This is a genomic window from Myxococcus sp. AB025B, from assembly GCF_006518215.1.
In the GTDB taxonomy this organism is placed as follows: Bacteria; Myxococcota; Myxococcia; order Myxococcales; family Myxococcaceae; genus Myxococcus; species Myxococcus fulvus.
Genome location: NZ_SRLW01000010.1, coordinates 41,050 through 60,554, shown reverse-complemented (window position 1 = coordinate 60,554; position 19,505 = coordinate 41,050). Strand labels below are relative to the sequence as shown.

The following is a 19,505-nucleotide window of genomic DNA, read 5'->3' as shown; positions in this document are numbered from 1 at the left end:
GGAGCTTCCGTGCAGCGGCCTCGCAGACTCGTCACCGTCTCGCACTCGTACGTCGTCACCCTCAACCGGCGCCTCGCCAACGAGATGGCCCGCGTCGGAGGCGGCGCGTGGGACGTCACCGCCGTCGCGCCTCGCTTCTTCCATGGTGACCTGCGCCCCATCCACCTCCAGCCGGACACCGACGAGCCCGCGAAGGTGGAGGGCGTGCGAGCCTTCCTCAGTCGCTCGCCGCATGCATTCGTCTACGGTCCCGAGCTGCGCGAGCACCTGCGGCGCGGCGTGGACCTGGTCCATGTCTGGGAGGAGCCCTTCGTCCTCGCGGGGCTCGAGGTCGCCCTGCTCACCCCGCGCCGCGTGCCCCTCGTCTTCAGCACCTTCCAGAACCTCTCCAAGCGCTACCCGCCGCCCTTCGCGCAGACGGAGCGCTTCGTCGTCGGGCGCAGCACCGGGTGGGTCGCGGGTGGCCAGACGGTGAAGGACAACCTGCTCGGCCGACCGGGCTATGACGCGCGCCGCTCCTGCATCATCCCCATGGGCGTGGATACGGAGCTGTTCCGACCGGACCGCGCCTCGGGAGAGGCCGTGCGACGCGAGCTCGGGTGGAGCGCGGACGGTCCTCCCGTCATCGGCTACCTGGGGCGCTTCGTCCCCGAGAAGGGCGTGTCGCTGCTGATGCGCGTGCTGGAGCAGCTCCGCACACCGTGGCGCGCGCTGTTCGCTGGAGGAGGCCCCCTGGAGGCGGAGCTGCGCGCCTGGACCGCGCGTCACGAGGACCGCGTGCGCGTCCTCACCGGCGTGCCCCACGAGGGCGTGCCGCGCGTGCTCAACGCCATGGACGTGCTCTGCGGTCCGAGCCAGACGATGCCTCGGTGGAAGGAGCAGTTCGGCCGCATGCTCGCGGAGGCCTTCGCGTGCGGCGTGCCCGTGCTCGCGAGCACCTCCGGCGAAATCCCCCACACCGTGGGCGACGCGGGACGACTGCTGCCGGAGGCGGATGACACCGCGTGGGCGCGCGCTCTGTCGGACGTGCTGGAGAGCCCCGAGCTCCGACGCGAGCTGTCCTCACGCGGCCGCGACTGGGCCGTGCAGCGCTTCTCGTGGCCCGTCGTCGCTCGCGCGCACCTGGACTTCTTCGAGGCGCTGCTCGAACGGCGCTGAAGCGCTCAGCCCTCGCGCTCCATCACCTGGACGATGCCGGCGGCCATGTCATCCCACGTCCACGCGCGAAGCCGCTCCGAGAAGGCCGCCACGTGGGGCGCCCACGCCGCCTCGTGCGCGCGCCATGACTCCAGCGCGCGCACCAGCCCGTCCACGTCATCAGGGTCATCCAGGAGCAGGCCGTCGAGCTCCGCCGGATAGCGCTCGGCCACGCCCGCCGAGCGGCTCACCAGCGCGGGCAGTCCCGAGCACAGCGCCTCGTGGACGCCCAACCCGTAGGCCTCGTACCGCGTCGGGGACACCAGCAGGTCCGCCGCGGACAGCAGCGCGGGCACATCCCGTCGGAAGCCGAGGAACTCGATGCGCCGCTCCAGCCCTCGCGTGCGCGCCTCCTGCTCCCAGGCCTCGCGCTGCGCGCCCACGCCCACCACCTTCAGGTCCACGCCCCAGTCACCGTGCGCGTGCAGCCGCACCCACGCGTGGAACAGGGAGTCGAAGCCCTTGCGACGGTCTCCCAGCGCGCCCACGAAGAGCGCCACGCGCCGCTCCTCCGGCCAGCCCAGCTCCGCGCGCGCCGCGCGTCGGGCCTCGGGCGACACCGGATGGAAGCGCTCCGAGTCGTTGCCGTAGTAGACGACGTGCACCCGCGCCTCGGGAACCCCCGTGGCCGCCACCAGGTCCGCGCGCGTCCGCTTCGAGTTGGCCAGGATGACGTTCGAGCGCCACAGCGCCTTGCGCTCCTCGCTCACGAAGCGCGCGTGCCCCACCCGGCCCTTCACCTGGCGCAGCACGCCGCCGACGTGCTCCGAGGCATAGGCCCCGTGCACGTAATGCACCCAGTTGGCGCCGGGCACGACGCAGTTGCCGCCGTTGGCCAGCACCCGGCCGCCCTCGGCGCGCGTGCGCAGCGCCCACGCCTTGCCCGTCGCGGCCAGCAGCGGCTCGCCGAGCAGATAGGAGTTCGCGGGCTTGGGCACCTTCACGAAGCGCACGTTGGGGAAGCCGAGCAGCTCGTCCGCCACGCGGTGGGCCACCAGCCGCACGGGACCGCCCTGCTTCGCCAGCCAGTGCGCGAGCGCCAGGTTGGCGCGGTCCATTCCACCCGTGGCGACGAAATCACCGGCGATGAGCGTGTAGGGTCTTCGCATGCGTCCAGGCGCCGAAGAGCGCCGCGTTGAGCAACCAGAACTCCATGCCCACCTGGCTCATGAAGAACGGATAGCTGAAGGTCAGGGCCAGCGCGCCCAGGTTGTAGGCGAAGATGACGCTTCCCCACAGCCAGAACTCATCGCCGGCGTCCTCGCGCCGTCGGGCCATCTGGAGCACCCACGCCATCGTCGCCAGGAGCGCCAGGGGGTAGAGCACCACCACCACGATGCCGCCGTCGTAGACCCACGCCGTCCACTGGATTTCGGCCCACAGGGGCGGCTGCGCCGGGTCGGAGTTGTCCCCGAAGTAAGCGTTGGCCATGCCGTAGCGCCCCAGGCCCGCGCCCAGCGGATACTCCGGGAGGAAGTACTCGAAGGTGCCCTCGAGGAAGCGGCCCCGGTTGCTGTGATAGACCTCCTCCGGCTTCGCCTCGAACAAGCTGTCCCAGCGCTTCTGCACCGCGTCGCCACCCACGGCCACGGCCCAGCCGAAGGCGAACACGCTCGCCATTCCCACTACCGCCATCAGCTTCGCCAGCCGCGCCACGCGGCCGGTGAGCACGAGCATGCCCGCCATCGCCGCCAGACAGACGCCCAGCGTCAGCGCAATCGCGCGCACCTGGCACAGGTAGAGACAGAGCAGCCCCACCAGGATGCCCACGACGCTCAGCGCGCGCGACAGGCCCTTGCGCGAGGACAAGAGGAAGCCGCTGCCGAGCAGCACCGCGTAGAAGCCTCCCGTCGCCGCGCCGCCCGGCATGTCCGTCAGGCCCATGGGGCGGAAGACGCGCGCGCCGCTGGCGGTCTCGAACTCCAGGCTGCGCAGATAGGAGTCGCCCTGCGCCTGCACCGCGGCCGACATCGCCGGCTGGAAGCGGCCCGGGAAGTAGACCTGGAGCACCCCCACCGAGGCGCTGGCCGTGTTGAAGAGGAACAACAGCGTGAGGGTGAGCCGGAAGACGCGCGAGTCGATGGACAGCCGCGTCACCCAGAACAGCGGCGCGATGATGGACAACTGGATGCCCAGTTGCACCACGCCGGCCATCGGGCTGACGGTGCCCGGGTGGAAGAAGTTGAGCGTGGTGATGGCCAGCGAGCCCACCACGAAGGGCACCGCTGGATGCCTCACTCCTCGTCCGGGGACGAGCACCAGCAGCGCCAGGCTCAACCCGAACGCCAGGATGCGCACCAGCACCCGCAGCGGCGCGATGGCCTCCACCAGCAGCGCGAGCTGACACGCGACGAGCACGCCGATGAACAGCGGCACCAGCCGGCTCGAGGACAAGAAGCCCGTGCGAGGCGCCGCGGGCGGGGCCTCCTTCGTTGGCGCCTGTGCTTGCCGTGGCGTCGCCACCTCCAGGGGCGCGCCCGGCGCGCGGCGCACGTACCTGCGCCCGAGCACGCCAGGCCCCTGGAGCTGAGGCCGGGAGGACGGACGAGGCGCGCTCACGCCTCGACTCCCGACACGGCCACGCGCAGGTCCTCGTCCAGGCCGCGCAGGAAGACCTCCGGCGCGCAGAGCGCAGCCGCGCGAGCGGGCCCACCCGCGCCCAGCTTGCGCCGCGCCTCCGCGTCCACCACCAGTCGAAGGAGCGCGGAGGACAACGCGCCAGCCTCGGGCGCGACGAGCCGGCCGCACGTCTCGTCCACGATTTCCAGCGGCCCGCCCTGCGCCGTCGTCACCACGGGCAACCCCGCCTGGAGCGCCTCCACGAAGGCCAGACCGAAGGGCTCCGGCGACGTGTTGGGCTGACAGTGCACATCCGCCGCGCGCATCAACCGGGGCACGTCCGAGCGCTGCCCGAGGAAGCGCACCCGTCCCTCCAAGCCGAGCGCTCGCGTCTGCGCGACCAATCCCTCCAGGTAGCGCGACTCCTCCTCGCGCTGAGCGCCCCCCGCCACCCACAGTCGCCAGCCCCGCGCCTCGCGCATGCGGCCCAGGGCCTCGAGCAGCAGCCGGTGTCCCTTCCACGCCTCCATCCGGCAGGCCTGGAGGATGACCACGTCATCGTCACTGGCGCCGAGTTCGGCTCGCAGCGCCGCGCGCTCCGAGGGCTCCGGAACCCGCGCTGGTGCCTGCACCAGGGGATGGCGCACCCGATGCGGAGCCCGGGGATACACGCTGCCAAGTGAACGGGCGGAGTACGCGCTGTTGGCGAGCACCAGGTCCGGCGAGGTGACACCGGCCCAGCGCTCCACCCAGTGCGCACCCGTCAAGGCATCGTGCTGGTAGAAGACCAACGGCACACCGGCCGCGCGCGCCACGGGACCGAACACCGCCTGCGGCCACGCCGCGTGGCAGACGACCACCGCGTACCCGCCGGTCTTCAGCAACGCGCCCAGCGCCCGCCGTGCGCGCCACACCGTCCAGGGCCGCGCCACCCGCACGCTCCCCAAGAGGTGGACCGCGGCGCCCGCCTCGCGCAGCTCCGTCGACAGCCGCCCCTCGAAGCACAGCGCGTACTCATGCGCCGTGCCCTCCGCGTGGCGCGAGGACGCCCGCGCGAGCGCGACGAGGAAGGACTCGATGCCTCCGTAGAGGTTGCCGCTGTAGACGTGCAGCGCGCGCATGCGGGCGTCTCAGGCCCTCCCCGTACCCGTGAGTGCGGGGACCTCGCTCGGGGCCTCCGTCATCTCCGGCACGGGACGACCGAGCGCCTCCGCGTAGAGCTTCAGGCTGCGCGTCGCCATCACGTCGTGCCGCAGCTCCGCCACCGCGCGCTCCCTGGCCCCACGTCCCAGCCGCTCCGCCAGCCCCGGCTCCTCCACGAGCCGCCGTGCCGCGCGCGCCAGCGCGTCCGCGTCACCCACCGGCACCGTCAGGCCCGTCTCCTCGTGACGGCTCACCCACGCGACCCCCGAGTGCGGAATCGCCGTGTTCAGCACGGGCAGGCCGCTGGCCATCGCCTCCGCTTGCGACAGGCCATAGGCCTCGCTGCGCGCGTTGCTCGGGAACCAGAGCGCGGTGGCGGCGCGATAGGCCCCCATGAGCGAGGCCGGCGGCAGATAGCCCGCCCACGTCACGCGGGACTCCACGCCGAGCGCCTTCGCGCGAGCACGGCCCTCCGCCTCCAGCGGCCCCACGCCCACCACCACCAGCCGCCCCGGCGCCTTCGCCAGGGCCTCCAGCGCGGTGAACAGTCCCTTGTAGTAGACGAGCCGCCCCACCATCAGCCACAGCGGCGTCCCCGCGAAGTCCTGACGCCAGCGCGCCTCGGCGGCGAGCACCTCCGCGGACGGCCGCAGGTACGGCTCCACGTCGATGCCGAGCGGCAACGCCCGCACCTTGCTCCGGAACAGCTTCAGCAGCGTGGAGCCCTCGATGTACGCCTCGCTGTCCGAGAAGATTCGCAGCGCGCGCGTGTAGAGCAGGAGCTCCAGCGGCCGGAACAGCGCGCCCGCGACCTTCTGCCGGATGACGTCGCTGTGATGCGTGACGAACACGGCCGGCAGCCGGGGCATCATGTCCAGCGCCAGCAGCATCGTCGGGTTCGGCGCGTGCAGGTGCACCACATCCACGCCCTGGGCGAGCATCCGCCGCAGCGTCCCGGGCAGCTCCGGCAGCACATCCATGCGCGCCACCGACGCGCGCCGCCCCAGCCTCACCACCCGCACCAGCCCGTCCCACTCCTCGAGCGTGGGGCTCTTCCCGTGGAACTCGTGGCTGGTGTTCCCCGAGTCGCGCGAGTGGTTGGCGCACAGCACCTCCACCCGCGCGCCCTGCGCCGCCTGCGCGCGCGCCAGCGTCTGGACATGGCTCTCGATGCCGCCGGACGCCGGCGGATAGAACTTGCCCAGGTGCAGCACCCGGAGGCCCGCTCCCGTCAGCGTGCCGCTCACGACTGCGCCACCCGGTCCTTGGGGTCCTCGGCGTACTGGCCGTAGCCCTGGTAGGCGATGTACGTGCCGCCATAGCCCGGGGCCTTGAGGTCCACGTCGTTGAGGACGGCGCCATACATCCGCGCCTGCACGTCCGCCAGCGAGCGCAGCGCGCGCTGCGCCGAGTCCCGGTTCGTCTTGCCCGCCTTGAGCACCAGCACCACGCCGTCACACTGCGTGGCCAGCACCGCCGCGTCCGCCACCGCGTTGAGCGGCGGGCTGTCCAACAGGACGCGGTCAAACTTCCCCGCCACCAGCTTGAGCAGGTCCGCGAACGCGCGCGTGTGCAGCAACTCCGCCGGGTTCGGCGGCAAGGGGCCACACGGAAGCACGAAGAGCCCGGGGACCTCGGTGCTCTTCACCGCGGCCTCCAGCGTCCCCTCGCCCACCACCAGCGAGGAGATGCCCAGCTCGTTGGGCACGCCGAAGGCCCGGTGCAGCCGGGGCCTGCGCATGTCCGTGTCCAGCAGCAGCACCCGGTTTCCGCTCTGGGCCATCGCCACGCCCAGGCTGATGGTCGTGGTGGACTTGCCCTCCTGCGGCCCGCTGGACGTGACGACCAGCGTCTTGAAGGGCGTGTCCGGCGACATGAAGAGCAGGTTGGTGCGGATGGCCCGACAGCACTCGGCCACCGAGGACTTGGGCTCGCGGTGCACGAAGAGGTCGCGGTCCTTGGGCGGACGGTTGCCCTCGATGCGTGGCATCACGCCCAGGAAGGCCAGCCCCAGCCGCCCCTCCACGTCCTCCTGCGAGGCCACCGTGTTCGCCAGGAGGTCCAAGAGCAGCGCCACGCCCAGCCCCGTCAAGAGGCCGAGCACCACGCCCACCATCAGGTTGCGCTTCACGTGGGGCTTGACCGGCACGAACTGCGGACGCGCCGGGTCCAGCACGCGCACGTTGCTGGTGCGAAGCAGGCCCGACAGCTCGATGTCCTTGAGCCGCTTGAGCACCAGCTCGTACAGGCGCTGGTTGTTGTCCGACTCGCGCTTGAGGCGGTCGTACTCGATGGACTTCTTGTTCACCTGGAAGGCCTCGGCCTTGGCCTCGTCGAGCAGCTTCACCAGGTTCTTGCGCTGCGCCTCCGCCTCCGACAGCTCCGTCTCCGCCAGGCGCACCACGTTGCGCAGGCTCTTGAGGAAGTCGGCTTGAATCACCGCGAGCTTGCCCTGGCACTCCAGGAGCTTGGGGTGCTCGGGCAGGTAGCGCTCGGCCAGCTCCGCGCACGCGACGCGCGCGTCGGTGTAGCTCTTGCGCAAATCCTGGATGGGCCCGTCCTTCGCGCCCGGCAGCGCCTCCGCCCACGTCTCGTCGTCGGGGGACGCCTTGCGCAGCTTCTGGATGGCCTCCACGCGCGCCTGCAGCGCGGCGATGCGCGTGCTCACCTGGGTGAGGTTCAGGTTGTAGCTGTTGATGCGGTCGCTGACGATGCTCATCCGCGACTCGAGCGACGTGGACAGCATGTCCGCGTCCTTCTTGAAGTCGTAGACGGCCAGCTCGCTCGCCTTGGACGTGTTCTCCAAATCCTCCAGCCGGCTCTCCAGCCAGCTGCGCGCGTCGTCCGTCATGCGCAGCTTGAGCGCCAGGTTCTCCGCCATGTACGCGTTGGCGACCTCGTTGGCGAGCAGCGCCGCGCGCGCCGCGTCCAGGTCATCCACCGCGATGTTCATCACCCGCGAGTCCTTGGCGGGCAACACCCGGATGCGCGACTGGAGCAGCCCCACCGCGTCCGCGCCCTGCATCGCCTGCACGCGGGCCTTCTCATCCGAGATGTGCGCGACGCCCAGGTAGCTGGCGTCCGTGGACAGGCCCAGCTTGTCCACCACGCGGCTGGCCACCGCGCGCGAGGTGATGATCTCGCTCTGGGTGGCGTAGTACTCCTTGTTGAACCAGTAGTTGCTGCGCTCCTCGCCCATCACCTCCTTGACCTCGCCGTCGAGGAAGCGCGGCGCCGTCACGTCGATGATGAGGGAGGTGCTGGCGGAGAAGACCTTGGGCTGGCGCAGCGTGTAGACGGCCGACAGCGCCGCCACCACCACCGCCACGCCGAGCACGACCCACTTGCGCCGCCACAGCGCCCGCGCGCGGAGCATCAACCCCGCGGACGTCGGGCCGCCGGTGCCACCGGCCGGGTCGAACACCGTTCCATCCACGTCTCGTCTCTCCTGGAGCCCTGGGGCGCCGCGCGGTGCGGCGGCGCCCGGCACCCGCCGGCCCCGACCTTCACCCACACCCATGGAAATCACCGTCGAGCGTGCCGTGTCCGCCCGGGGTTGTCCATCGTTCCGCCGCCGCCTGGAAGCCCCCCATCCCACCCTTCTTCGAGGCGGGGCCGCGCGCATCCTGGGCGCCTGTGCTAGTGAGCCCGACGTGAGCTTCCAGCATTCGGTCATCATCCCCTTCGCCCCCTCCACCGCGGATGCCGCCGCCCACTTCGCCCGCGAGCTGTCGGGCCGCGCCGAGGTCGTCCTGGCCGGCGCCGGACGGCCCGACGTGGCGTCGAGCCCCGGCCTGCGGGTGCTGGACGTGCAGGGAGGCAAGGGCGCGGCCATCCGGGCGGCGCTCGCGCATGTGACGAGCCCCGTGACGGTGCTCCAGGACCCGGACGCCGCCTACGCCGCGGACGCCTACGAGGCCCTGATGGGCCCCCTGCGCGACGACACCGCGGACGCCGTGTTCGGCCACCGCGCCGCGACGGGCCTGTCGCCCGAGCTGTGGGCCGAGCGCGCGATGGGGCAGGTCACCCGCTTCGTCACGGACGTGGCGGTGACGGACCCGCTCAGCGGCGTGCGCGCGTTCCGCACGGAGGCGCTGCGCTCCGTCACGCTCACCAGCGACGACGACGCGGTGGACGCGGAGCTGGTGGTGAAGCTGGCCGCGCAGCTGTACCGGCTCACCGAGGTCTCCCTGCCTCCGCTGCAGGCGGTGCCGCGCCGTCCGCGCGCCGCACGCCTGTCCCAGCTGCGCACCCTGATGCGCTACGCCACCGTGCGCGACGACGCGGACAACCAGCACGAGGGCTACACCACGCTGGAGCGCATGGACGGGGCCACGCACTACAACCAGTGGCTGGGCCGCCGCTTCCGCGAGCACCTGGGCCGCCGCGTGCTGGAGATCGGCGCGGGCATCGGCACGATTACGCGCGAGCTGGAGTCCGGCGCGGAGCTGCTCATCGCGCTGGAGGTGGACCGCTTCTACGTGGACCGGCTCAAGAACCTCTTCCGCGGCCGTCCGCACGTGCGCCCGTACCTGTCGGACGTGGCGCTGGCGGATTGGGAGTCGCTGAAGAAGGAGCAGCTGGACACCATCGTGCTGTCCAACGTGCTCGAGCACATCCCGGATGACGGCTCGGCGGTGCGCCGCTTCCGGCAGATTCTCGCGCCCGGCGGCCGCGTGCTCATCCTGGTGCCGGCGCTGGAGCAGCTCTTCGGCAGCATCGACGAGGCGGTGGGGCACTACCGTCGCTACACGCCCGCCACGCTGCGCGCGGTGCTGGAAGAGAACGGGTTCGAGGTGGAGAAGCTGGAGTGGATGAACCTGGTGGGCATGCCCGGCTGGTTCGTCAACAGCCGCCTGTTCCGCCGCCGCTCGGTGCCCAAGCTCCAGCTCAAGCTCTACGACACGCTGGCCCCGCTGTTCGCCCGCGCCGAGGCCCACGTGAAGCTGCCGGTGGGCATGAGCCTCTTCGCCGTGGCCCGCGTCACCGGTGGCGAGGCGTGAGCGGGCCGTGCCGTCCGCGCCCGGAGGACCCGACGCCGTGAGCCCGGCCGACCCCGGCACCGCGGGAGCGCAGCGCGACGAGACGGTCTCTGGCGCGACGGCGACGAGCCCCGGCGCCGAGGTGTCAGCGACCGCGGCGCCCCTCGCCCCCATCGCGGCCTCGCGGGGTGCTCCGCGCTGGGTCTGGGCCAGCCTCGCGGCGCTGTACCTCCTGCTGTTCCCCTACCACCCGAAGCTGCGCTCACCCAACGAGCTGTGCCGGCTGTGGCAGACCATCTCGCTGGTGGACCACGGCACACTCGTCATCAACGAGGTGCTGCGCGAGCGCGGCTACGTGGGTGACCTGTCCGTGAAGGACGGGAAGTACTACCCCAGCAAGGCCCCGCTGCTGTCGTTCGCCGCCACGCCCCTCTACGCGGCGCTGCGCGCGGTGGCCCGCCCGGGGCCCGTGCCGGAAGTCCCGCTGGTCTTCTTCTCGCGCCTGTTCCTCACGGTGCTGCCCACGCTGTGGATGCTGTGGCTGGTGCGACGGTATCTGCGCGTGCACCTGTCACCGCGCGTCTCGGACGCGCTCACGGTGACGTATGGCCTGGGCTCGCTGGCGTTCAGCTATTCGTTGCTGTTCATGAGCCACCAGACGGTGGCGGTGCTCCTCTTCGCGGGCTTCTATGCGCTGTGGCGCTGCGCTCGCGGCGACTGGCGGGAGCGGGGCTACGTGCTCGCGGGGGTGTGCGCGGGCGCCACCGTGGCGGCGGAGTACACCGGCGCGCTCGGCGTGCTGGGGCTGGTGCTGTACGGCGTGCTCACCTTCCTGCTCCAGGAGGCCCCCGCGCACGAGCGCTGGAAGGGCCTGGGGCGCGCCGCGGGGCTCGCCACGCTGGGCGCGCTGCCCTTCGTGGTGGCGCTGATGCTGTACCACCAGGCCGCCTTCGGCCACCCGCTGACGAGCGGCTACAAGCACCTCAACGACGCGGGCTATCAGCCGTGGCACCTGGGGGGCTTTTTGGGCATCCGCACGCCGGACCCGCGCGCCTTCACCCTTTCGCTCGTCTCGCCGCTGCGGGGGTTGTTCACCCTGGCGCCCTTCCTGCTCCTGGCCATCCCTGGCGTCACCCGGCTGACGTTCCGACGCGGCGCGAGCGCCGAGGCCCGCGCCACCGCGTGGATGACGGCCGCGCTCGTCGCCGGCTACCTCTACTTCACGTCGTCGTTCTCCTATGACTCGTGGGGATGGACGACGGGCCCTCGCCACCTGACCGGGCTGGTGCCCTTCCTGCTGCTGCCCGCGGGGCTCTGGCTGGAGCGATTGCGCGCGGCGCCCCGCCCGGTGGGCCTGGGGCTCGCCGCGATGCTGTGTGGAGCGGCCATCCTCACCACGGGGCTGGCCACCTTCGTCAATTACATCCCAGACGATGTCTCCAACGTGCTGGGAGGGCTGACGCTCCCACTGTTGTCCGACGGCTACTTCCCGCCCTCGGTGCTCTCCTTCCTGGGGCTCCCCCAGCCCGCGGCTGGCGGGGTGTTGCTCGCCGTGCTCGTCGCCGTGACGTGCTGGGTCTTCCTGTCCCTGGCCACGCCGCCAGGACGCCGCGCGCCCGGCGTGGGGGCCTGCGGCGCCGGGGTGGCCACGCTGCTCGTGCTGGCCACCCTGCACCACGCCTCCACAGAGCACGACACCGCGGACCAGAACGCCACGCGCTTCCTGGAGTCAGTGTGGCTCGCACCTCCCCAAAGTCGCGTGTCCTTCTGGCCCCTCCCGGGTCGCTGAGACTTCATACATTTTCGGATTCATCGCGAATCCGATGAATCACAAACACATTCCAAGACACGCCTGACACCTGTGACACCTCGCAAGTTTTGCGAGGCTCGCAAAAGCTTGTCAGTGTCGGACTTCACCCAGGGTGCGACTCAAGGCCCTGGAAGCATTGAAGTCCGGAAGCCCGCAGCAGCGGGCCTGGGGATTGCTCATTCAGCTCGCCGCTCTCGTTCCTCCGTTCATCGGCAAGGAGCCGCTGGTGTCGCGTCCCTCATGCACCCGTCGTCCGTCTGGAATCCGCTCACATGCCCCGCGGGGCATGGCGCTGTTGATGGCCATCGGCATCATCGCGTTCATCGCCGCGGCCGTCGTCGTGTCCCTGCGCAAGGTGGCCGCGGAGAGCGCGCTGCAGGCGCAGGAGCGCAGGAAGCGCGAGGCCCACTTCGCCGCGGAGGCGGGGCTGGCGGAGGCGCGCGAGCTCTCGCGGATGCTGCTGGGAGGACAGCGCTCCTTCACGGAGGTCATGAAGAGCCTGGGCAATCAGTACAACGGACAGGGTACCGCGGGTTACGTCCAGGGTGAGCCGGGCCTGCCCAGCGGGATGCCCAATGGGAACGTGTTCCCCTGGTACGAGGCCATCCCCTGGACGCCCTACACCCTCGCGGCGGCGTCCTCCGGGACGGCCGTCGACTCGGACATCACCACGGCCTTCCAGGAGATGAACGGCGCGGACGGCCGACGCATCCTCGACTTCCCCTCCCAGGAGCGGGTGCTCTACCGGGTCTTCCTCGTCGACGACAACGACGGGGACGACCGACGTGACCAGGACGACAACAGCCGCGTCTGGCTGGTCTCCGTGGGTGAGGTCCGGGGCCGCGACGGCACCCAACCCCAGCGCGTCATCATCCGTGCCCTCATCACCAGTGGAGCGGCCGCCGGCGGCTCCTGCAGTCCCGAAGACACCAACGGCGCCGCCAACAACGGCGAGTGCTGACCCCTGTCTGCTCTTTCCCGCACCCCACCCCAGGACTTCCCATGTCGTCCCCACGACTCCCCTTCCTCGCCGCGCTGGCGCTCCTCGCCGCGTTCCCGGCGCTCGCCCAGGACGGCGGCACCACCGTCTCCTACAACCCCTGCATCGACGAGACCGGCAAGGACAAACAGCCGGAGTTCACCCTGGATGCCGGCACCACGCCCTCGGCCATCATCCTGACGCCCGACAAGAAGCTGCGGCTCAATACCAACCGCAGCATCCTGGACCCCGAGCGCATCATCCTGCCGTTCGACCAGGAGCTCGAGGCGCTCCTCGTGCACGACAAGGCTGGCAACGGCGCGTCCAACACGCTGGGCTGGTTCTATTACGACGACCTCGTCACCGCGCAGTACATCGACGAGAAGAACAAGGATGACCCCAACGACGACGTCCTGCTCGACAGGAACAACAACGGGGTGCCGGACTTCCACGAGGACCTCTACAACCTCAACCCCGACAAATACATCGGCGAGGGGCCGCGGTGCGGCGCGCAGGCGAAGACGTTCCTGCACACGCGCGTCGACGGCACCACGGTGCGGCTGCGTGAGCCGGACCTGCTGACCGGCCCCTGCAGCGCGGCCAGCACCTACAGGGCCAACCAGGGCCCCCGCCGCTGGCCCGACGACAGCGACAACGGCTACGGCGCACGCCCCATGGACACCAGCGTGGTGGGCGCACGCGTCCTGGACCACCGCGCGGGCGTGCTGAACAGCGACGGCTCCATGCACAGCAACCCCACCAACCTCGACAGCTACTTCAGCGACCGGGGGGCCTTCCCGCATATCCCCAACCTGCTCGAGCCGCCCTCCGTGGAGAACGGCGGCCAGGGCATCGGGCACCTCGTCTTCCTGTCCACCGACGACGACGGCAACCACTGCCCCATCAACGGGCTCAACGGCAACTCCGACACTTCCGAGTGCTTCCAGCCCCGCTGGGCCTGGCGCGAGGTCAACGGGGTGAGGTCCCAGGTGGGGCCCATCTGGGACAGCAACCTCGGCGACGAACAGGACGGCCTGCCCGACTACAAGGCGAGCGCCTTCGATGACCGGGGCGTGCTCATCCCCGGGCGAAATCCCCTGGAGGCCCCCAGCGAGGAGGACCGCCGCAAGAAGATGGGGCGCATCCAGGGCGGCAGGGAGATCGTCTTCTTCCTCGTCACCTACGTGGAGCAGATCTACGGCGACGCGACGGACACCTGCTTCATCACCAAGACGGTGACCCGGAATGGGGTCCAGCGGCTGCAGTGTGACCTGTGGGGGCACGGCGACATCAACGTCGTCTTCACCAAGACGCTGCTCAACCTCGACCTGCATCAATCCACGGGCAACGTCGTCACCCAGAAGGAGCTCCGCGCGGGCTGGCTCAACAGTGTCGCCTATGACCGCCTGGGGACGCCCACCTACGGCCAGGTCCGGTTCAACGCGCCCCAGACGCAGACGGTGAACTCCTACTTCCAGCGCGCCGCGCACACGCTGGTGGGCGCGCCCGTGGACAACCCGCGCGTCTGGATTCTCGGCTGGGAGGACCAGAACTCGGGCGGTGACCGCACGTACAACGACACCGTCGTCCTCATCAACAAACAGAACAACGGCATCTTCAAGTCGGACGTCGTCTCCAGCATCCCGCTCGACGTGGCCCAGGACTACACCATCACCTCGGTCGAGATGACCATCGAGGACCAGCCCTACTACCGGCTCAACAACCAGACCAGCGATTGCCTGCCGCCCGCGCCCAACCCGGTGCCCGAGGGCTACGTGCAGCCCAAGCCTCAAATCACCTACCAGGTGTCGCTGGACTGCAAGGTGTGCGTGGACCGGTGCGAGACGACCAACCCGGACTTCCAGCTCAACCCCGCCGCCCACTGGCTGACGATGCCCTTCCCGGACGCCACCTCCAATCCGGGCACGCGGGTGAACATCACCCGGACGGTGAACGACTTCCTGGAGCAGGGCTACACCGGCTCGCAGCTGTGCTGGCGCGCCATCTTCGAGAGCCCCGGCGAGTCCTGCCAGCCCACCATCGCCAACGTGAACATCTCCTACAAGGCGCAGAAGGCGGGCCAGTACGGCCGCGCCGCCAGCCTGGGCGTGGCCAACACCGTCATCCTCGGCGTGTCGGAAACACCAGGCCGCACCTGGTACACGCCCGAGCCCTGGTACGAGCAGTCCTCCGGCAACCCGCTCTACCCCTCCAAGCGCGTCTACGACCAGCGCCTGGACGTGGCCGAGCGGGGCCACGTCTACCTGCGACGGCTGTATGAGCCGGACCGGCCCAACCGCGCCAACACGGAGGCGGACGACTGGAACCAGTGGGATGGAGGCCAGCGGCTCAACCTCCTGATGCGGACGGCCTCGCCCAATGACCGCCAGCTCTTCACCAGCTCGCCCACCGCGACCACCGCCTCGCGCACCACGGTGGCGGCGCTGGCGGGGCAGGACGACAACACCAGCCCCCTGTTCCCCTCCGTCCCCAACACCAACGACGAGGCCCGGAACTTCTGCGCCACCACCCTGGCCCGTCGATATGACCTGAACCAGGATGGCCTGTGCGACAAGCAGGACCGCAACGTCCTGCGCAACTGGCTGTACGGGTGGGAGGACAACAGCTACTCCACCGTGCCCGGAGGCCAGCCCGTCACCCGGCGCACCTGGCCCATGGGCGGCATCAACCTGTCCACGGCGGCCATCGTCGGCCCCGCCAGCGAGCCCACCTGGGTGAAGCGCGCGACGCTCGGCGAGCAGGAGGCATTCCGCGGCAACACCTTCATGGGCGCCAACGTGATGAAGACCCGCGGCGCGGCGGCCTTCATCGGCAGCACCACGGGCTTCATGCATGCCCTGTCGCTCGGCGAGCTGCGCTCGGGGGATGACTCCTGCACGGCGTTCCGGGACTTCCGCGGGTACTTCGCCCACGCCTCCGGCTGCTCCGCCAGCCGCGAGTACGGCACGGGCAGCGAGCTGTACTCGTACGTGCCCGGCAAGCTCCTGCGCTTCTTCGCGGACAACTACGTGCGCAACCCCGACAAGACGAAGCGCGCCACCGTGGACGCGTCTCCGGCGGTGACGGTGGTGGACCTGCGCTCGGGCACCGAGTACCTGCCGGACACGGGCCACAAGCCCGCCGAGGGGACGCCGTGGCGCTTGAGCACCCAGCCCGGTGAGCGCACGGGCGCGAAGACCGTCCTCGTCAGCCCCACCGGCCCCCAGCAGAGCGTCTTCTTCGCGCTGGACGTCACCCGCCCCACGGAGACGGCGGCCGGCTACCCCGGCGTCCTCTGGGAATTGGACGTGCAAAGAGACCGCTTCAACACCTCGGGAGACCCGTGCACGGGCACCAGCAGCACCTGCAAGCTGCTGGAGGATCACTTCCCCCAGCGCCCCGACACCAGTGGCTCGCGGCACAACCCGCTGCTGGTGCGCATGGACTTCGGCGCGCGCGGCGGCAAGAAGTGGGTGGCGGCGTTCGCGTCCGACTACTCCCCCCGCAACTCGGCGGGCCGCGCCGCGCTGTACCTCATCGACGTGAAGACGGGGCTGCCCATCCAGGTGGCCCAGGCGGGGCAGACCGCGCTCAAGCGGAAGCTGGCGGGCGTGGTGGTGCTGGGTGACGAGGGCGAGGGCGTCGGCGGCGCCCCCGTGGCCATGGACGTGGACGACGACAGCAACTACGACGTCATCTACGTCCCCACGACGAGGGCGCGCGTGTTCCGCATCAACCTGCGCGACATCGACGTGAGCCGCCCGCTGGGCTCGGCCATCCCCGCGTGTGTCATCGCCGACGCGCGCAACGACAAGGACCCCGCCACCAACCGGGTGGTCGACGACGCCGCGAGGCAGGGCCTGTATTCGCAGATCGCCGTGAGACAGGAGCGCACGGGCTCGAGCACCTCCGTGCGCATCTACCTGGGCACCGGCAACAACCCGGACCTCGACGGCGAGGACGTGGACCGGGACCCGCGTCCCCGCTACCACGTGATGGCCTTCGTCGACCCCAAGCCGCTAACGGCCGGGTGCACGCAGAGGAGCGTCGCCTGGGTGCAGAAGCTCGGGCCCCGGCAGGTGGTGTGGGGCGGAATCTCGGTGGACGAGGACGGCGTCGTGCACACGGCCACCGCCGTGGGCACCTCCGCCAGCCAGTGCAGCCTCGACGCCGACGAGAGCGGCCTGCGCTACGCCTTCAACGGCGCCACCGGAGACCCGCAACCGGGCAGCGGCACCAGCCTGGAGGGACACAGCCTCACCCAGCCGCTCATCTTCGACAAGAAGGTCATCATCCAGAAGAACGGCGGCTTCGACATCGTGAACAACGGCTCGGGCGTCTTCAACAACGAGACGGGCACCGGCCAGGGCAGCACCGCGCGCACGCTCATCTGGGACGTGAAGACCACGGGCAACATCCAGGGGGTGGTCCCGTGAAGCCGCTTCGTCACTCGCGTCGCGGCGCCACGCTGCTGGAGGCCATGGCCACCATGGTGGTGGTGGTGTTCGGCATCCTCGGCATCGCGCTCGCGGTGCTCGCCTCCGCGAAGCAGAACCGCCGCAACCTCATCCAGGCCCAGGCGGGCCTCATCGCGGAGCAGGAGATGGAGCGCATCACCGCGATGCGGTGCGCCACCCCCGCGCCCGGCCGTCCCTGCGAGAACATCGAGGCGCTGGACCGAGACCGGCACGAGGTGTGGTGGAGCGCCAATGGCACGCCGCGCTACCTGGCCCCCGGCGCGGGGGAGCCCGTCCGGATGAAGTACGACGTCGCGGTGGACGTGGACCCGCCCATGGAAGGCGAGGAGGCGGGGACACCGTCGCTGGCCCGGGACGTCCTGCCCGGCCTGAGGCTGGCCAACGTCGTCAACGTGCGCGTCACCGTGAGCTGGACGGACCAGGACAAGGTCCTGCGCGCGGTGGCCCTGCAGACCCGGATGACGCCATGACCCGCACGCCCGCCCCCCGAGGCTTCAGCCTCATCGAGCTGATGATGGCCACCACCATCGCGCTGGTGGTCATCGCCGGCGCCATCTCCGCGGGCACCTGGCTCCAGCGGCGCAGCTTCCTGGAGGAGCGCACCATGGAGACGCAGAACGCCGCGCGCGCGGCGCGGGACTTGTTCACCCCCGTGCTCCAGCGCGCGGGAGAGGGCTTCGGCAGCTCACCGCTCTACCTGGGGGGCGCCCCCGGGGAGCTGCGCTATGCCATCCACGTCACCAGCCAGGCGGGGGCCTCCGCGGGCTACGTGCCGCCCGGCGGCGCCTACACGGACCTCCGCTCGGACGTGCTGGAGATCTTCGAGGCGGACAGCGCGAGAGCGCTGCGGATGCGCGCGTGCCCCACCACCTACGACGCGCGCTTCACGGGCACCTCGCCGCTGTGCCTGAGAACGCTCGCGCCACCGGGCACCGACGCGGGCCTGCCCACCGGCAGCGTGCTCGTCGCCGCGGACCCGTCCGTCCGGGGCGCGTGCGTGGGCGTGGCCCAGGCCGCGCGCAACGTCCCCGTCGCGGGCGAAACCGACTCCAGGAACATCGCCTGGACCGTGGGTGCGCCGGGGGCCTCGGCGTTCAACGCCACCAGCTTCTGCACGAACCCGACGGCCTCCGCGCTGTGGGAGGTCCAGGGACAGGACGAGGACCCGCTGCTCATGCCGGTGGCCTCGCGCATCTACCGCGTCAACTGGCGCCAGGGGCGGCCCGCCCTGGAGCTGGACCCGGACGGCTCGCTGGGCCCCGAGGAGTTCCGGGTGCTGTCGGAGGAGATTGAGCAGCTGCGTGTCCGCCTGGGGGTCGCCACGCTGGAGAACCCGAGCGACCCGCTGCGCTACTTCCCGGACCCGGACACCTCGCGTCCGCCCATCGACCAGTGCACCAACGCCCAGTGCTGGGGCCTCATCCCCGGCGACGCGGGCACCATGGGCGCGCAGGACTACGGCCCCGGCAGTGCCCGCGACGAGCTGATGCGACGCGTGCGCGTGGTGGAGCTGCTCATCACCGCGCGCTCCGCGCGGCCGGACCGGGAGGCCGCGCGCGGCGTTTCCGACGCGGGGACGCTCCCCGACGACGACGAGGGCAACCCCGACGACGGCTACAAGCGACGCCACTTCCTCATCCGCGTGACGCCGCGCAACTTCGGCTACGCCGGGGGCTGACACCACCATGCAAGTCACACGACGACGACACGGCATGACGTTGATCGAGCTGATGGTCGCGCTCGGTATCCTCGGCTTGCTCACGGCCCTGGCCACCACGGGCTACCAGGCGCTCACGCGCAACCAGCGCGCCGGCGCCGCCTCGCGCTCCATCCTCCTGGCCGCGCAGGAGGCCCGGCAGCAGGCCCGGAGCACCCGGCAGGCGGTGCGGCTCATGCGCACCACCACGGTGGAGAACGGCGTCAGCCAGCCCGCCCTGCGCTGGGAGAAGCCCGACTGCGCGCCCGGGGACACCTGGGGCTCCCAGTGCCCCCGGACCGAGTGCCTCACCGCCGCGTGCGGCACGTCCGGCTGCACCTGCGCGCAGGTGGGGGACGCGTTCGCGGTGTCCCCCGAGCTGGACGTCTCCAGCCTGCACGGCCTGTGCTGGCTCGGAGAGACCGCGCGCCCCGTCGCCGCGCGGGGCGCCACCATGTGCGACCCGGAGGGGACGGCGCCGGTGACGGGCTCGCTGCGCATCCTCCGCAAGCGCGGGCCTCAGGACCCGGCCGTGCCGGACCGCGTGCTCCAGGTGGACGCACTCACCGGGAACCCGACCTTGATGGACTGCGAGCTTCAGCCCACCGCCGCCGGGTGCACTCCCTGAAGCCAGCGTTCCATGTCACAGTCAGGGCCTCCC

General features: G+C 71.0%; 13 protein-coding genes. 8 read left to right on the top strand and 5 right to left on the bottom strand.

Annotated features, from left to right (window positions below; translation table 11 throughout):
- Positions 1-9: 9 nt before the first annotated feature.
- Positions 10-1,158 carry a glycosyltransferase family 4 protein gene (locus FL311_RS03250; protein ID WP_141323388.1) on the top strand — a complete coding sequence of 383 codons (1,149 nt, stop codon included), beginning with the start codon at positions 10-12 and terminating at the stop codon, positions 1,156-1,158.
- A gap of 5 nt (positions 1,159-1,163) precedes the next feature.
- Here FL311_RS03250 and FL311_RS03245 read toward each other — a convergent pair whose 3' ends face one another.
- From FL311_RS03245 to FL311_RS03225, 5 genes are read right to left on the bottom strand one after another with little or no spacing between them, the layout of a single operon-like run.
- Positions 1,164-2,306 (bottom strand): glycosyltransferase family 4 protein, encoded by a 1,143-nt coding sequence (locus FL311_RS03245; protein WP_141323387.1) that lies wholly within the window; start codon positions 2,304-2,306, stop codon positions 1,164-1,166.
- Positions 2,275-3,756 (bottom strand): O-antigen ligase, encoded by a 1,482-nt coding sequence (locus FL311_RS03240; RefSeq protein WP_141323386.1) that lies wholly within the window; start codon positions 3,754-3,756, stop codon positions 2,275-2,277. The genes FL311_RS03245 and FL311_RS03240 overlap by 32 nt, the downstream gene beginning before the upstream one ends.
- Positions 3,753-4,877, bottom strand: a complete 1,125-nt coding sequence (locus FL311_RS03235; RefSeq protein WP_141323385.1) for a glycosyltransferase — start codon at positions 4,875-4,877, stop codon at positions 3,753-3,755. The genes FL311_RS03240 and FL311_RS03235 overlap by 4 nt, the downstream gene beginning before the upstream one ends.
- Positions 4,878-4,886: 9 nt before the next feature.
- Positions 4,887-6,146 carry a glycosyltransferase gene (locus tag FL311_RS03230; RefSeq protein WP_228556644.1) on the bottom strand — a complete coding sequence of 420 codons (1,260 nt, stop codon included), beginning with the start codon at positions 6,144-6,146 and terminating at the stop codon, positions 4,887-4,889.
- Complete coding sequence (locus FL311_RS03225; RefSeq protein WP_141323384.1) at positions 6,143-8,335, bottom strand: polysaccharide biosynthesis tyrosine autokinase; 2,193 nt, start codon at positions 8,333-8,335, stop codon at positions 6,143-6,145. Before FL311_RS03225 ends, FL311_RS03230 begins: the two co-directional genes overlap by 4 nt.
- A 217-nt stretch (positions 8,336-8,552) precedes the next feature.
- On the opposite strand from FL311_RS03225, the gene FL311_RS03220 reads away from it, so the two are divergent.
- The 7 genes from FL311_RS03220 to FL311_RS03190 all read left to right on the top strand — a co-directional run bounded on the left by FL311_RS03220 (position 8,553) and on the right by FL311_RS03190 (position 19,472).
- Complete coding sequence (locus tag FL311_RS03220) at positions 8,553-9,902, top strand: bifunctional glycosyltransferase/class I SAM-dependent methyltransferase (RefSeq protein ID WP_141323383.1); 1,350 nt, start codon at positions 8,553-8,555, stop codon at positions 9,900-9,902.
- A gap of 121 nt (positions 9,903-10,023) precedes the next feature.
- On the top strand, positions 10,024-11,670 hold the full coding sequence (locus FL311_RS03215; RefSeq protein ID WP_228556645.1) for a hypothetical protein: 1,647 nt from the start codon (positions 10,024-10,026) through the stop codon (positions 11,668-11,670).
- 247 nt (positions 11,671-11,917) lie between these two features.
- Complete coding sequence (locus tag FL311_RS03210) at positions 11,918-12,652, top strand: hypothetical protein (protein WP_194869034.1); 735 nt, start codon at positions 11,918-11,920, stop codon at positions 12,650-12,652.
- Between the two features lie 41 nt (positions 12,653-12,693).
- Positions 12,694-17,106 carry a pilus assembly protein PilY gene (locus FL311_RS03205; RefSeq protein WP_141323381.1) on the top strand — a complete coding sequence of 1,471 codons (4,413 nt, stop codon included), beginning with the start codon at positions 12,694-12,696 and terminating at the stop codon, positions 17,104-17,106.
- Complete coding sequence (locus tag FL311_RS03200; RefSeq protein WP_228556643.1) at positions 17,103-17,618, top strand: hypothetical protein; 516 nt, start codon at positions 17,103-17,105, stop codon at positions 17,616-17,618. Before FL311_RS03205 ends, FL311_RS03200 begins: the two co-directional genes overlap by 4 nt.
- Positions 17,615-18,826 (top strand): PilW family protein, encoded by a 1,212-nt coding sequence (locus tag FL311_RS03195; protein ID WP_141323380.1) that lies wholly within the window; start codon positions 17,615-17,617, stop codon positions 18,824-18,826. Before FL311_RS03200 ends, FL311_RS03195 begins: the two co-directional genes overlap by 4 nt.
- Before the next feature lie 7 nt (positions 18,827-18,833).
- On the top strand, positions 18,834-19,472 hold the full coding sequence (locus FL311_RS03190) for a type II secretion system protein (RefSeq protein WP_141323379.1): 639 nt from the start codon (positions 18,834-18,836) through the stop codon (positions 19,470-19,472).
- Positions 19,473-19,505: the final 33 nt, after the last annotated feature.